Annotated in this window: 20 protein-coding genes; 3 read left to right on the forward strand and 17 right to left on the reverse strand. The window is 37.6% G+C overall.

Annotated features, from left to right (window positions below; translation table 11 throughout):
- Positions 1 to 8: 8 nt before the first annotated feature.
- Entirely contained in the window at positions 9 to 695 is a 687-nt protein-coding gene (locus AB3N04_RS05070) for a hypothetical protein (RefSeq protein ID WP_368505022.1), read from the reverse strand.
- Between the two features lie 140 nt (positions 696 to 835).
- Between AB3N04_RS05070 and AB3N04_RS05075 the strand changes: the two genes are divergently transcribed.
- Positions 836 to 1,366 (forward strand): GNAT family N-acetyltransferase, encoded by a 531-nt coding sequence (locus AB3N04_RS05075; RefSeq protein WP_368505023.1) that lies wholly within the window; start codon positions 836 to 838, stop codon positions 1,364 to 1,366.
- A gap of 87 nt (positions 1,367 to 1,453) precedes the next feature.
- Here AB3N04_RS05075 and AB3N04_RS05080 read toward each other — a convergent pair whose 3' ends face one another.
- The 6 genes from AB3N04_RS05080 to AB3N04_RS05105 all read right to left on the reverse strand — a co-directional run bounded on the left by AB3N04_RS05080 (position 1,454) and on the right by AB3N04_RS05105 (position 4,333).
- The gene (locus AB3N04_RS05080; RefSeq protein ID WP_368505024.1) at positions 1,454 to 1,678 is read right to left on the reverse strand and encodes a hypothetical protein; all 225 of its coding nucleotides are present in this window, start codon (positions 1,676 to 1,678) and stop codon (positions 1,454 to 1,456) included.
- Positions 1,679 to 1,890: 212 nt separating this feature from the next.
- A complete protein-coding gene (locus AB3N04_RS05085) occupies positions 1,891 to 1,950 on the reverse strand; it encodes a lipoprotein (RefSeq protein WP_368505993.1) in 60 nt (19 codons plus the stop codon).
- Between the two features lie 16 nt (positions 1,951 to 1,966).
- Complete coding sequence (locus AB3N04_RS05090) at positions 1,967 to 2,434, reverse strand: GNAT family N-acetyltransferase (RefSeq protein WP_368505025.1); 468 nt, start codon at positions 2,432 to 2,434, stop codon at positions 1,967 to 1,969.
- Positions 2,435 to 2,594: 160 nt separating this feature from the next.
- Entirely contained in the window at positions 2,595 to 3,308 is a 714-nt protein-coding gene (locus tag AB3N04_RS05095) for a hypothetical protein (protein ID WP_368505026.1), read from the reverse strand.
- Positions 3,309 to 3,520: 212 nt separating this feature from the next.
- Positions 3,521 to 3,718: a hypothetical protein gene (locus AB3N04_RS05100; protein ID WP_368505027.1), complete on the reverse strand. Its 198-nt coding sequence runs from the start codon at positions 3,716 to 3,718 to the stop codon at positions 3,521 to 3,523.
- Positions 3,719 to 3,811: 93 nt separating this feature from the next.
- Positions 3,812 to 4,333, reverse strand: a complete 522-nt coding sequence (locus AB3N04_RS05105; RefSeq protein ID WP_368505028.1) for a GrpB family protein — start codon at positions 4,331 to 4,333, stop codon at positions 3,812 to 3,814.
- A 171-nt stretch (positions 4,334 to 4,504) separates the two neighbouring features.
- On the opposite strand from AB3N04_RS05105, the gene AB3N04_RS05110 reads away from it, so the two are divergent.
- Positions 4,505 to 6,427 (forward strand): 5'-nucleotidase C-terminal domain-containing protein, encoded by a 1,923-nt coding sequence (locus AB3N04_RS05110; protein WP_368505029.1) that lies wholly within the window; start codon positions 4,505 to 4,507, stop codon positions 6,425 to 6,427.
- 164 nt (positions 6,428 to 6,591) lie between these two features.
- Positions 6,592 to 7,443, forward strand: a complete 852-nt coding sequence (locus AB3N04_RS05115) for a polysaccharide deacetylase family protein (RefSeq protein WP_368505030.1) — start codon at positions 6,592 to 6,594, stop codon at positions 7,441 to 7,443.
- Between the two features lie 76 nt (positions 7,444 to 7,519).
- Here AB3N04_RS05115 and AB3N04_RS05120 read toward each other — a convergent pair whose 3' ends face one another.
- The 10 genes from AB3N04_RS05120 to AB3N04_RS05165 all read right to left on the reverse strand — a co-directional run bounded on the left by AB3N04_RS05120 (position 7,520) and on the right by AB3N04_RS05165 (position 12,891).
- Positions 7,520 to 8,413, reverse strand: a complete 894-nt coding sequence (locus tag AB3N04_RS05120) for a GNAT family N-acetyltransferase (protein WP_368505031.1) — start codon at positions 8,411 to 8,413, stop codon at positions 7,520 to 7,522.
- A complete protein-coding gene (locus tag AB3N04_RS05125; RefSeq protein ID WP_368505032.1) occupies positions 8,410 to 8,979 on the reverse strand; it encodes a GNAT family N-acetyltransferase in 570 nt (189 codons plus the stop codon). The genes AB3N04_RS05120 and AB3N04_RS05125 overlap by 4 nt, the downstream gene beginning before the upstream one ends.
- Positions 8,980 to 9,014: 35 nt before the next feature.
- Positions 9,015 to 9,485 (reverse strand): DinB family protein, encoded by a 471-nt coding sequence (locus AB3N04_RS05130; RefSeq protein WP_368505033.1) that lies wholly within the window; start codon positions 9,483 to 9,485, stop codon positions 9,015 to 9,017.
- A gap of 122 nt (positions 9,486 to 9,607) precedes the next feature.
- Entirely contained in the window at positions 9,608 to 10,084 is a 477-nt protein-coding gene (locus AB3N04_RS05135) for a hypothetical protein (protein WP_368505034.1), read from the reverse strand.
- Positions 10,085 to 10,405: 321 nt separating this feature from the next.
- Positions 10,406 to 10,669 (reverse strand): hypothetical protein, encoded by a 264-nt coding sequence (locus tag AB3N04_RS05140; RefSeq protein WP_368505035.1) that lies wholly within the window; start codon positions 10,667 to 10,669, stop codon positions 10,406 to 10,408.
- A gap of 270 nt (positions 10,670 to 10,939) precedes the next feature.
- Positions 10,940 to 11,497, reverse strand: a complete 558-nt coding sequence (locus AB3N04_RS05145) for a hypothetical protein (RefSeq protein ID WP_368505036.1) — start codon at positions 11,495 to 11,497, stop codon at positions 10,940 to 10,942.
- A gap of 71 nt (positions 11,498 to 11,568) precedes the next feature.
- Positions 11,569 to 12,129, reverse strand: a complete 561-nt coding sequence (locus AB3N04_RS05150; protein ID WP_368505037.1) for an HPP family protein — start codon at positions 12,127 to 12,129, stop codon at positions 11,569 to 11,571.
- 92 nt (positions 12,130 to 12,221) lie between these two features.
- Positions 12,222 to 12,389 (reverse strand): hypothetical protein, encoded by a 168-nt coding sequence (locus AB3N04_RS05155; RefSeq protein WP_368505038.1) that lies wholly within the window; start codon positions 12,387 to 12,389, stop codon positions 12,222 to 12,224.
- A 22-nt stretch (positions 12,390 to 12,411) separates the two neighbouring features.
- Positions 12,412 to 12,579 carry a hypothetical protein gene (locus AB3N04_RS05160; protein ID WP_368505039.1) on the reverse strand — a complete coding sequence of 56 codons (168 nt, stop codon included), beginning with the start codon at positions 12,577 to 12,579 and terminating at the stop codon, positions 12,412 to 12,414.
- A 129-nt stretch (positions 12,580 to 12,708) separates the two neighbouring features.
- Entirely contained in the window at positions 12,709 to 12,891 is a 183-nt protein-coding gene (locus tag AB3N04_RS05165) for a hypothetical protein (protein WP_368505040.1), read from the reverse strand.
- Positions 12,892 to 12,912: the final 21 nt, after the last annotated feature.

Genomic DNA, 12,912 nt, shown 5'->3' on the forward strand with positions numbered 1-12,912 from the left:
CGCTTGGTTCAATCTTTATAGTTATATCGCTCCGTATAAAATTTCCGTCTCCCTTTCTTCTTAATAATCGTTTTGTATTCCTCTCCTCCATTCTTTTCTTCCAACAAAGTAGCCATTTTTTCTGCAGGTATATTATAATGCTTTTTATTAAGAAAGCCTGCACTTCTAATCGTCGGATGTTCGACTATTGGTGATAAGTCACCATCAAGAACATTGGTGTTTACAAATCGAAAGTCAATTAAGTTCGGAAACTTATTTAAAAAAGATAGACTTTCAAGGGATCCACATGCATTTAGACAAAGAACTCTCAAGTGTTTCAGAGAATATAACTCATTAGTAGGAATAAATTTTTTCGATTGATTAATATGGAGATATTCTAAATTACCAGCTGCCGTCGCCAATCCATCATCCTTCTCTAATTTGGTACAATAGTGTAGTTCTAAACGCTTAAGTTTCGTCAGTTTCTCGATTCCCATAAAATCTCGTATATTAGCCCAATTTAACTCTAAATAACGGAGTGTATTCGGAATCTCATTAAAACTGCCCAGCTTATTCTGCTTATAATGCCATAATGTTAAGTATTCAAGATCGTTGGTAACGTTGTCCGCTAACAACTGTTCCTTTAAATTTATATCACGATAAAGATCATTCGGGATTTCATCAATCCATATCGTATTATTTTTCCAGTTATCCATATAAAAACACACCCCACTCCTCTGTTTACATGCCTACCTTCTATGTATAATGATAATGAACCTACATTAGAAGGGACTGAATTATGCACAGATATCAGTATTTTAACCCCACCACTAATCATAGACGGGAGATGAAAGTATTGATTACTGATTTATATTCTGAACGATTACATTTAAGAAAAATGAGCACTGATGATGCTCCTAGCTTATTTAACATTTGGTCTGATGCAGAAGTAACTGAATTCATGAACATTGATCCTTTCTCTAACGAGGATCAAGCAAAAGAAATGATCACTTCTCTTGATCAATTATCAAGAGAAGAAAAAGCGATTCGTTACTCGATCATTGAATTAATATCGAATCGAATCATCGGTTCCTGTGGATTTAACTCTATAGATGCTGAGAACGCTAAAGCTGAAATTGGCTACGACTTATCCAGGACATATTGGGGGAAGGGGTACGCGACAGAAGCGGTTACAACTTTACTCCAGCATGCCTTTCATTCATTAAAACTCAATCGAGTCGAAGCAAAAGTAGAACCTGAAAACGTAGCTTCTATCAAACTCTTACAAAAACTAAATTTCACTTTCGAAGGGACTTTAAGACAAAGTGAGAAGTCTAAAGGGAGATTTATTGACCTTCATTTGTACTCTAAACTCAAAAACGATTAATCAACTCAGCCTATATTTTCAAAAAGTATAGGCTGAGTTGATCATACTTTATAAAAATAAGCCTACTAGAGTTTACTACAACTTAGTTCAACCTACTTTATACTGCATTCTCTTTTCATAAAAACCCCCAATAAAATAGCTGCAAATAACCGCAACAATGAAAGGGATTACCGCACCTCCTGCTTCAAAGCCTGTAGGCGTTTCATTGTAAAAACGAAACATCAGTTGATTCACGTTAAAGAAATAACCAGTACACAACAACACACCACTAATCACTACAAACGATAAGAAAGCGACTAAGAAGATTTTCATTTAAAAGCCCCCTTACTAATTTTTTCTCATCCTGTAAGACCCTCTAAACAACACATCACAGCTTTATTCAAATCCTTTTCCTTGATTAAGAGTTGATTGTCTTCATCGACTCGGTATTTAATTTTGGCGTCTTCTAAGCGTTTGATGGCTGATTCATGCAATTCTGCATTATGTGATTCTCCCCAAATGACGGTGTAATCTTCAGGGTTTTCTTATACATTACACCCAGCTAGAACAAGTAAGGTAAACATAATTATAATTTTCCTTTTCATCTACTCTCGACCTCTCTTATAAAGTCAGTTCCCACATTTCTTCAATCAGTTCTTTATTTGATAATGTTTGAATTTGTGTGGTTTTTAGCGTAAATCGGTTTCTTTCATATAATTTCCGAGCTGAAGTTAATTCACTATTGGTCCAGAGTATCATTCTTTTGAACCCTACCTTCTTTGAGAAATTGATTGCCACTTCGATTAACTGCTGGCCATATCCCGCTCCTCTAAGCGTAGGTTCTACTAAAAACAAACCGAGCTGAGCTGTTTCTTCGTCTTTTTTCATCATACAGATTGAACCTTTTTGTTTACCATCAACCTCTACTATCCAAATTTGTTCTTTTAAATTGGACCTAGTTACAATCTCCTCTACACGTTCTGCAATAAAGGCTTTGAACGATAGATCGTATTGGAATTCTCGATTATACAATTGATAATGTGAGTTAATGATGTAGTCCTTATCCTCTAATTCAAATGCACGTATCACTGAATCACCTGTTTTCTCAATTTAAATATATGACTTCATTTTAACTCATTATCCATTTTTTGTATTTAAAAAACACAAAAAAGCGATCCTTTAGACCGCTTTCTTCCTTCACTCACTATATTTCTATATTGTGTATTCTGATTGAGAGGTTGTATGAAAATCATCTCACCTCTATGTTAGGGTTTTTGGATTTCTTTAATGGCTTCTCCAGTCTGACAAGATGACGGTTTGCACGCATGAAAAGATATTTATGAATAAACTTGACACTAAAATAAGCAAAGAAGACAGCGAATATGTAAAAAGCGCCTACCATTGAAATGACAAGAGATAGTTCAGATTGCTTCGTTACTTGGTGATAAAATAGAATACCCATACCTGGAGCAATACCGACTAAAAGATAAGAAATCGTTGAAGTAGGTCTTTTTTTTTCTTTCGTACTTGTATCAGACATTTTCTTTTTGTAATACTGAAGGATGGCAAATACAACGATAGCCATACCAGCAGCAGTTATTAAAAAGAAAACGGGACTTTGTAATTCGAGCACATGATATGCATACTTTTGAGTGGAAATAAAATAACCCCAAGCTCCCACACAACTTAAAATTCCTATATATAAAAAAGCATGTAATTGAATCGTATAAGTATTTCTAAACATTAAATAGATACACCAGCCATTCATAATAACCACTAAAGGCAGGGTTAGCCAAGCATAAAGATCCATAAAAGGAACTAAAATAGGAAAAAGCATCAGATTAAATAATATGAACGTAATGCTACCTAAAGCTTGCTTTGTTTGAAACGAAGCAAGTACTTGCAAGTGTTTCTGAATAGACTCTGGTAAATCTCTTAACTTAGTATCTTTGTTTATTTGCATTAAAATCACCTAAAATATTTTTTTAATCTTTTCCTTTCAATACAACCGGAATCTCGCGTCCAATGTCGATCATAAAATCAACATTTTCTTCGACCTCCGGAGTTTCAATTATTTCTTAGGAAGCTGGCTTTGCTAAATAAATATCTGCTCCTGCTTCGTATGTAATCATCATTGATGTATAGTCTCCTATCTCTATAAGTCTTGAAACGTAACTAAAGATACAGTGTTAAACCTACAATTACATAAACTGCCGCTAAGCCGAAATCTAAAAGTGAGAGCTTTCTCTTCTCATTTTTGTATAATCGTTCCACGCCATCGATTACAGAACCGACTGCTCCCACCATGAACATCAACCCAAGATAGAAGAAATCAAAGTCATTTGTGATTCCCATAACTAATAATACAACCATTCATACTGCTATCATGACTCTTAGAATCACGACCGGCATTGCACTTTTCCTATTCACTTTCTCAAAAAATATTCCCATATTAACCACTCCTATTCATTCCTTATTCTCTCGCATCCACTCCAATGCCTTTTTCTCAATCTCTTTGATGTATGCGTCTTTCCCTTCAATATATCGATCAATATTGCTCGGGAAATTGCGCGCTAGCTTTTGTTTTAATTCGCTATACCTTCTTGCTTCATCAGGGTGAGCAAGCATATAATCTCTGAAAGCTAGATGGCGTTTGATTCCAATGCTTTCTTGTTCGAAAATATGAACATGATGGGTTCTGTTATCCCCACCCTTTTTGAAAAATCGTCTATCTGTAATACCGTTCTCTCCCATCGCTTCATAGCCTAGATTCTCAAACTTCACATTAAAATCGTCAACCTTCTTTATGTCCTTCACTTCGACCATCATATCGATAATAGGCTTAGCAGAAATCGTCGGTATCGCTGTACTTCCAATATGGTGAATGGTGATACATTCACCATCCAATACGGTCTCAATTTGCTCCTTCTCCGACTCGTAGGTCTTTACCCACTTTTCTTGATATGGGACCACTTTAACTTCTCTCATTTCGCTTCCTCCTTTTTAAAAAAATCTAGTAGTCTAATACTCCTTTACGAACTAGCTAGAAAATAGTTATATTTTCCTCATCTTACCAGATTAACTGAAAACTTCCCCGAATTCATTCTTTTCAAATTATAATATAAATGTATTTAAAATCATGAAAATAGGAGTGATTATATGAACGGATGTAAACAAATGCTTGCCTTGATGTTAGCTGTCATACTTGGGCTTTCAGGCTTATTCAATCCAAGTATTGTTGAAGCAGGGCAGAACCAGAATCAACATGTGGATAAAGGTGAATTTATTAAGCAATTAGTAGATACGCTTGGTATTGATTTGCAAGATGGAGAGATTCCCTTTACGAATGTCGATGCGGAATTAAAACCTTATCTTGAGGCAGCAATCCGTACAAATATATTAGATGATACGACTGGTTCATCGTTTGGACCGAATGAAAAAGTAACTCGAGAACAAGCCTATGTGTTTTTAATTCGCTCTCTTAATCTTCGAGATTCTTATTCAATCGATTCACTTAAAGCTTTCAGAGATTTTAAAGCTATTAACAATGAGTATCACCAAGAACTTTCAGCTGCAGCTGAGTTGGGTCTGATTCCTTCTAGTCAGCCTAACTTCCAACCTAAAAAACCGGTTACTCAACGAGAGCTGGAAGTAATGTTATCAACCTACGAAACCAATTTTGAGTTTGTTTCCGTCATCCATTCAAATGACTTACATGGACGAATTATGTATAACGAAACAAATCAAGAACTAGGATTGGCAAAGATCAGTGAGCTGGCTAATCAAGCACGTAGCAAAAATCCTACCTTACTCATTGATCTTGGAGATACATTCCATGGAACAAATTATGTGAACTTTAATAAAGGACTAGCAGCCGTTGAGGCGATGAATGAAATGGAATACGATGCGATGGTGCCTGGGAACCATGATTTTAACTACGGTCAGGATTACCTTTTAGAATTAAAGGACAAGCTTGACTTTCCACTAGTTAGTGCAAATATTTTAAAAGATGACAACCCATTTTTAGAGGGCTATACAATCATTGAAAAGCACGGAAAAGAAATTGCTTTAGTTGGCTTAACAGCTACGGATACAGCTGTGAAGACGAATCCTGCAGGTATTGAAGGGATTACCTTCCTAGATGAAGTTACAGTAGCTAAGCAATTGGTGGCTGAGTTAGAAAATGAAGTCGATGTAATTGTGGCGATTTCTCATTCAGGTCTTGATACAGACGTAAACATCGCCAATGAAGTGAATGGAATTGATGTCATTTTCGGTGGACACAGTCACGATACCATTGAAACGCCAATCAAATATACACATGGATATGTTACACAAGCGAATGAATATGGAAAAGCACTAGGTCATACAAATTTAATTTTTCACAATGACAACCTAATTGGTGTGAACGGATTCCTATATCGTGATCATGCTGACAAAACAGATGATCCTTCTATAACAGCTATTCTAGATAAGTATAAAAAAGAGGTTGACCAAGAGTTAAATGAAGTCATTGCTACTACAAATGTAAGACTTGACGGAGAGCGTGCAGATGTGAGAACGAAGGAAACCAATCTTGGAAACCTAATCACAGATGCGATGCTTGCTGAGCTTGGCACCGATATAGCTGTCACAAATGGTGGCGGGATTCGCGCTTCGATTCAGCAGGGAGAAGTTACTAGGAACGATGTCTTTACGACACTTCCATTTGATAATACACTTGTCAGAACCACATTAACGGGAGACGAGATCTTGGCTGCACTTGAGCATTCTGTTCGTCTCTATCCAGCAGAAAATGGTGGCTTCCTCCATGTATCTGGCCTTAGCTTCAGCTTTGATCCAGCAAGACCTGCCGGTGAACGAGTGGTTGAAGTAGTTGTTAACGGCGAACCTCTTAATTCAGAAAAGTCTTACTCCGTTGCAACGAATAACTTTACAGCTGCAGGCGGAGATGGATTTGAAATGTTTAATGTAGACAAAATTGAGTTTGACAGTGGCGAATTGCTTAGCACAACCTTAATTAATGCCCTTCAATCAGACAAAGTGATTCCTGGAGTAGAAGGTAGAATTGTTGTTAAATAAAAGATGTAGAGAACCCATTTGTAATGGGTTCTCTTTTTTCATTATTCCCCTCATTAATTCTTTATACGAAAGCTTTATCGGATTGTTTTCCTTTTCTTTGTATAAATGCACCTTTTTTATTAAAAATAACAATGTATGACTACTCTTTGATAGGAGATGAATTAATGAAAGAGAGCATGTTAAAGGTGTTGTTAGTTGCTGTGCTTTTGTTCAGTTTTCAAATGACGGATACCATGACGGCTTGGGCTAATGAGCCAGCTCCAGAGGATCCTGAGCAACAATTATTATGGAAAAAAGAGAAACGAGATAAGAATAAAGAAGAGCCTGAAAATCCCGAAAGAGAACGTCAACAGCCTGTTGATATGAACATCTTGAAGGAACGCTATCCAGATACCTTTTTCTTACAGGGGCCAACCGATCAAAATAGAATCGCATTAACTTTTGATGACGGTCCTGATCCACGTTTTACTGAAGATGTATTAGATATTTTAAACGAGTACAATGTACCTGCCACATTTTTTTTAATGGGATCACGGGCTATTGCTTATCCTGAAATTGTTGAGCGGATGAATAATGAAGGGCATATAATTGGTAACCATACTTACTTCCACCCTAACCTTGTTAAAGAAGGCGATATAGCAACCCTTGAGAGGGAAGTAACAAGAACAGAAGATGTTCTGCGTGACATTATTGGTTACGAAACAAGTCTGTTTCGAGCACCGTATGGTTTCTTATATAATGAATTAGTCGAAAAGCTTGCTGAGATGCAATATTCGGTTATTGGGTGGTCAGTCGATTCGTTAGATTGGCAGGAAGACCCGCCAGAAGTCATCGCTTCAAAAGTGTTGGATAATGTTCAACCAGGAGCAATCATTCTTATGCATGATGGGGCAGATTGGGATGGAGATCGGACAAATACAATCGAATCCCTTAAACAAATTATCCCAGCATTGCAAGAACAGGGGTATGAGTTTGTCACAGTACCAGAATTGTTGAATATTCCATTTACAAAATAAATAAACAACTGAAGGTAGAATTGTTGTTGAGTAGTATGAGAACCCAATTCACACTGGGTTCTCTTTATTAAGTTATTTACACCTTCAATTCATAAGACACCAGCTTATTAAGCTCAATAAATCCTGCCTGTTCATAGATGCTGAGCGCGGCTTTATTGCTTGAGTTGACGCAGAGGATGATTTCATCTAACTCGTTAAAAGAAAACATAAACTCTAAGCATCTATTAATTAACGCCTTTCCAACACCTTTGTTTCTTGCAACAGGACTTACCGCAATAAAATGAATGTCCCCTTCTGCAAATTGAGCCTCGGTCTCACAATAGGCGTAACCAAGTAATGTTTCCCCCTCAATCATGATGAATAGTTTATTTTCAGCATCCACTTTTCCAATAATCTCATCCGCACCATAGTACGCCTGCTTAAAGGTTTGATGATGCAAGTCTTTAAAGGACTGATAGTAGTTGCTCGTATACTCCATTACATTAAGTGAGTTTGTCCTAACATCTTTATTTCTATAGTCCTCACGCGTGATTTTTAAAATGGAGTGATGATCCTTTTCCTTCTTAGCACCAACCCTATCCATAAACTGACCACACCGGGAATTAGAGAGGTTATAAAACCCTTTTACTTCTTTTAAAGCCCCATGTGAAAGTGGTGCTAACAATTGATTCCACATCCTAAAAGAAATTTCTTCCCATTCAGCATGCAAAACAAACGGTCCCCAAAGCTCCCCCACTTTCGTGGTCTCATCTATGTCTATCCCAAGCACACCAATTAGTACACCATTATCATACGCTGCAATGAACGATTGAACGATTGGCAGGTCCGAGAAATCATGATCTAACGTATGTAACAATTCATCAGCTTTTATCCCGCAATAACCGACATGATGTTCCTTCTCTTTATTTAACTCAGCGATAAAGTTCGCTACTAATGTAAGGTCTTTTGGACTTTTTATTTCTAGCATCATGATTTACCTCCTGCCTCTACATCTTCCTTTAACAATGCATAAATATAAAGATCATCGAATCCTCCTCGCGTATACTCATACTTTCTCAATAACCCTTCCCGGATAAATCCTTGTCCTTCAAACAATTTTTGCGAGGAGAAATTCATTGGTTCTATTAACGCTTCGATTCTTTGTACGTTCATCTGGTAAAAGCCATACCTTATGACAGCTTCAATCGCCTCACTTGCGATTCCTACTCCCCAATGCTCTTTACTTAAATCGATACCAATTTCAGTGCGGTAATGCTTCGAAACGGTATTCAGAAAGCCGCAGCTACCAATCACCTTGTCCTCTCCTTTTAAAGTGATGCCCCATCTAATTCCCGTTTTATTTGATAATATCGATTCATACCAGGAGATCTCGCCTAAGGCATCTGCAATCGACATAAACGGTTCTAATCCCATATATTCCATAACGTCTGGATCAGACAAATACTTCAACATACTTTCCGCATCATCAACTGTCACTTTTCTTAGAATTAATCTCTCTGTTTCTATTGTAGGAAAGCTAGGAACATTTGTAGTCATTCGTATATTCAACTCCTCCTACTTAGGCAGCATTCTTATTTCATAGATGTGAAATCTCTTCCTAAAAAACCAGCTGAAATTGGTTTCATTTCGACCTCTCTGGCCCAAACTGAAAGCTGACCGATATGATGGATTTCATGAGCAATGACATGATGAAGGATGTCATTTTTTCTATAATTCTCTTTATCCCAATCTACCGTTACGAATGGGTTTGATGATTCAGCTAAAATCTTGGGTAAAAACTCTTTTATCTCCTTCCTATTGGTATCAGAAAGGAATCTAATGCCTTCAAGAGTATCGTATTCAGCAAACCGAACGACGAGATCCTCCTTCCCTGCAATCGCCCGAAGCCAACTCTGCTCGACATCAATGACATGAAAGAGTGTATACAAAATCCCCCCCACTCCGCCAATACGGTCTTTCAGCAACTCCTCAGTGGTTAGTTGATTACACCAAGTAAACCACTCGTCTCTGACCTGCCAGTTATATTCAAAAAATGTATGCATACACACACCCCTGTTATGTAAATATTCTCTTATCCCTATTAGCTTTTAAAATCAGATTTCCTTGTTTTATTATAAAATTTTGTGAGTATAACTAAAAAAGCCCCTAACAAAGGGGCTTTCATTTATTCCTCTATATCTTCCCAGACAATTTCAATGCCCCATTTTGATGCAAGCTTTTCTAAGTTCTCTTCATATTGAAGATAAAGCTCCTCTGATTGCATAAAAAGGTCTTCTGCTTCATCGTTTCCTTCTAGCCACTTTTCATTTGCTTCAACCAATAACTCAAAGGATTGTGGCAATAGAGCATGAACCTCTAACAGCTGTTCATCTGAGTAATTCTCTTCCACTTCATTAGAATCTGCAAGTAACTGATTGAGAGTAGGGATAACATGATCTTCTGTGAAGTTCGTCAACTCTTCCTCATCTTCAATCGTCGCTTCCTCATTCAGCAGCATTAAATACCCATCAGTAATGCTCTCTGTGTCTTCTAGATAACTTGTCATCAGATCGGTATTGCCTATTACGCTCTGATAAAGAGAACATCCTCCCACAAAAAGTAACATAAGCGATCCAATTACCATTACTAATTTCTTGCTCAATTCGCTATCCCCTCACCAGGTAAATTATGTAATACTTAGTTAATTATAAGGATTTAGGAGAATGTTGTAATAGGGTAAATGACCCATTTTTTTACATATTATCTTCGTGGTTATCTTTTTTAGTAAAAAGAAACTCTACAGCTGTTGAGTTTCTTAAGAAGGAAGAAGACTTCATCACGCTTCGAGGATGGTTCTTGTATCGTTTTCATTTGTTATGGATGCCACATCTTCAAACCCACAGTTCCTTCCATGGTTGGAGAATAAGTACTACTCCCCAAGCAGCCTTCCATAGCGTTGGGTCCTCAAAGCATACTCCCCTTTTCATTCAGCCTCATCCTTTAACGAATCCACATACTTCTTTCCTTCTACTAAACTAAGTCCTAACTCATCTCGTGCTAACTTCACAGCTTCCACATCCTTGCCTGCCTTTAACAGCGCATATAGCTCTTCATCAAGTGGAGAATTCAATACACCAAGCTTTTTAGCGATTCGATCGATCTTAGCCTCCGTTGACTTAACCCGATTGTAGATACTGTTCACAGAGAATAATAGAACCACCACGAAAAATAATAACCATAATTCCATAGGGACCCTCCGAAAATATCATTTCACACATTACCAATTACATGTCATTCTAACATATCATTTCCAGTAGAACTTTCACTTTTTCACTATTTTTTTGAGTGAAAACAAAAAAAGAGCAACTACTCAAAATAGCAGTTGCTGTGACTCGCCCTTCTTAGCCCTAGATTTTTGAATCTGTACATATATATTCTCCGATTACCGTTTCCGCTTCCACAAAGCCCCAGAAATAAAGAAATTATAATAAATAGTTACATGCACATGTATGACTAGCTAGTCCTCCCATTCGGTCTCTTCGCTCCGTACAAGTCCTTCAATCGTTTTTAAATGATTGGTGTCACTTACAATTTCATAATGATTAAGATGATGCTGATCAATATTCAAAAAGAGACTTTCCGTTACAAATTGCCTATCACCTGTTTCATTTGTCGTCACTATTCGTATCGTGAAGTCTTTGTAAGGACTAGGATCAGACCCTTCCCTCAGTTTAATCTCAGATAAGTCTTCTACTAGGCGTTTGAGGATGGTTTCGTCCGTTACGGTTAGCGTACCTTTTCGTTCTGGGGGTGACTGTGATAAATCCATCACGGTAATTGTTATACTTTCCACTGTCGTTTCTTCATGCAGCTGAGTAGAGAAGAGCTCCTCAAATGTGGTATACCTTGTTTGATCAATTACATAAAACCCACCTAAAATAATCAGCAATACGGTGAGAGCGAGCGGGAGCTTTCGTTTGATAAACTTCCTCGTCACAGCTATTATGATTAAGATCACAATCATAACCAGTAAGACCTGGAAGCCATACCATGTCAGATCAAAAAAAGTCCTCATAGATGAGCAGCCCCCTTTCCCCTACTATTCTAAATAAAACAAGTGAGCTGTGATACGCTCACGATCTCTTGCTAAAACCACTGCCTTGGATATTGCCGGTCTTTGAAAAGATTATTATAAAGGACTGATAGCACCACGATTAGTAGTGCACCAATCATAATCGTAAGAAGAAAGCCCCATCCGGCTTGTGTGTTAATTGCGATCATTCCACTGGCTGCAGCTGGAGGATGAACCATTTTCAACCCTAGCATTAACAGCAAAATCACGGCTAATGTGATCCCGATTGTAAGGTGATTTCTCCCGAATATATCCCAAATCGACAATGCTGCAAGCGTTGAAATAAGATGTCCGCCAAGGATCTGTCTTGGCTGCGAAAAAGGTCCCTCATGCGCTGCAAATACTAGCAAACAACTTGCCCCCATCGGACCTAGCACCATTGGAAAGCCTAATAGGACAGCAACAGCGCTAATTACTATAATGGCTAGAAAACCACCTGTAGCCGAGATCGCTCCCTCTTTCATCTCAACCTGAGGGATACTCTTTTTCTCACCCTTCATTTTCATGATATATGTATGTATAAACCCATTGAATTGTGGCGCATCTATTTTCTTATCAATCTCTTTTTCCATCATAAATAAGACTCCCCCTTTAACTATGCGCTCCCTATGTTTACTATGTCGAACGTTCCCTAATGACTTCTATTGTATAGGAATTTTTATTTGGATCAAAGGGTGTCTTTCCTCTGTCTTATTTCTTCAAGCAGGGTAATGATTTCCTTGTTCTGTTGAACCTGCTCTTCTGAATTCACCTTGATTAGTCTAATCCAACGAATAACTAATGCAACAAGCACAACAGGAACTATATAAAAAACAATCATCGAGCCAATGCCCATATCTCACACACTCCTACCTTACTTAATAAAGAAAAACATTCACTGTAATAATCGTGATCACAGCAACACTGTACAGCGACCAAGCCATTTTCCTGTTGTCTATAGGAACTTCCTTGTCTCTAACAATACTAGCAAACTTATACGTTAAAAATAGTAGAAACAAAAGAGAGATGAGCAGCACTTCATTCATCCAAATCAACCTTCTCTCTATTTTAGTTTTCTTTTAAACAGTCCAGTAATACATGCCCAATGACCAGGCTTTATATGATGGTAACAGTGGAACTTCAATATCCTTACTAATTCTATTTAATTAACCCGGTCATTCTCTCTGAAAGCCAATCGCATCTGTTACAATTCGAAAGAAAAAATAAGCTGTGCCGGCTAAGCCTACAATCCCGATAAAAGTCAATAAAGGCAGACGGTCTGAAAACAGCATTCCGATCACACAAAAGGTAAAAAAGAGGATGATACCGACTAGATTTTGTTTGAGATCTTTCTTCATACGGGCCTTCACTCCTTTTAC

Origin of the sequence: Alkalihalophilus sp. As8PL (assembly GCF_040939795.1) — a bacterium.
Lineage (GTDB): Bacteria > Bacillota > Bacilli > Bacillales > Bacillaceae_D > Alkalihalophilus > Alkalihalophilus lindianensis.

Excerpts from the sequence above, each read along its gene's own strand:
- AB3N04_RS05070 (WP_368505022.1), bottom strand. The coding sequence starts at position 695 with ATGGATAACTGGAAAAATAATACGATATGGATTGATGAAATCCCGAAT.
- AB3N04_RS05080 (WP_368505024.1), bottom strand. The coding sequence starts at position 1,678 with ATGAAAATCTTCTTAGTCGCTTTCTTATCGTTTGTAGTGATTAGTGGT.
- AB3N04_RS05095 (WP_368505026.1), bottom strand. The coding sequence starts at position 3,308 with ATGCAAATAAACAAAGATACTAAGTTAAGAGATTTACCAGAGTCTATT.
- AB3N04_RS05100 (WP_368505027.1), bottom strand. The coding sequence starts at position 3,718 with ATGGTTGTATTATTAGTTATGGGAATCACAAATGACTTTGATTTCTTC.
- AB3N04_RS05105 (WP_368505028.1), bottom strand. The coding sequence starts at position 4,333 with ATGAGAGAAGTTAAAGTGGTCCCATATCAAGAAAAGTGGGTAAAGACC.
- AB3N04_RS05110 (WP_368505029.1), top strand. The coding sequence starts at position 4,505 with ATGAACGGATGTAAACAAATGCTTGCCTTGATGTTAGCTGTCATACTT.
- AB3N04_RS05115 (WP_368505030.1), top strand. The coding sequence starts at position 6,592 with ATGAAAGAGAGCATGTTAAAGGTGTTGTTAGTTGCTGTGCTTTTGTTC.
- AB3N04_RS05120 (WP_368505031.1), bottom strand. The coding sequence starts at position 8,413 with ATGATGCTAGAAATAAAAAGTCCAAAAGACCTTACATTAGTAGCGAAC.
- AB3N04_RS05125 (WP_368505032.1), bottom strand. The coding sequence starts at position 8,979 with ATGACTACAAATGTTCCTAGCTTTCCTACAATAGAAACAGAGAGATTA.
- AB3N04_RS05130 (WP_368505033.1), bottom strand. The coding sequence starts at position 9,485 with ATGCATACATTTTTTGAATATAACTGGCAGGTCAGAGACGAGTGGTTT.
- AB3N04_RS05140 (WP_368505035.1), bottom strand. The coding sequence starts at position 10,669 with ATGGAATTATGGTTATTATTTTTCGTGGTGGTTCTATTATTCTCTGTG.
- AB3N04_RS05145 (WP_368505036.1), bottom strand. The coding sequence starts at position 11,497 with ATGAGGACTTTTTTTGATCTGACATGGTATGGCTTCCAGGTCTTACTG.
- AB3N04_RS05150 (WP_368505037.1), bottom strand. The coding sequence starts at position 12,129 with ATGATGGAAAAAGAGATTGATAAGAAAATAGATGCGCCACAATTCAAT.
- AB3N04_RS05155 (WP_368505038.1), bottom strand. The coding sequence starts at position 12,389 with ATGGGCATTGGCTCGATGATTGTTTTTTATATAGTTCCTGTTGTGCTT.
- AB3N04_RS05160 (WP_368505039.1), bottom strand. The coding sequence starts at position 12,579 with ATGAATGAAGTGCTGCTCATCTCTCTTTTGTTTCTACTATTTTTAACG.
- AB3N04_RS05165 (WP_368505040.1), bottom strand. The coding sequence starts at position 12,891 with ATGAAGAAAGATCTCAAACAAAATCTAGTCGGTATCATCCTCTTTTTT.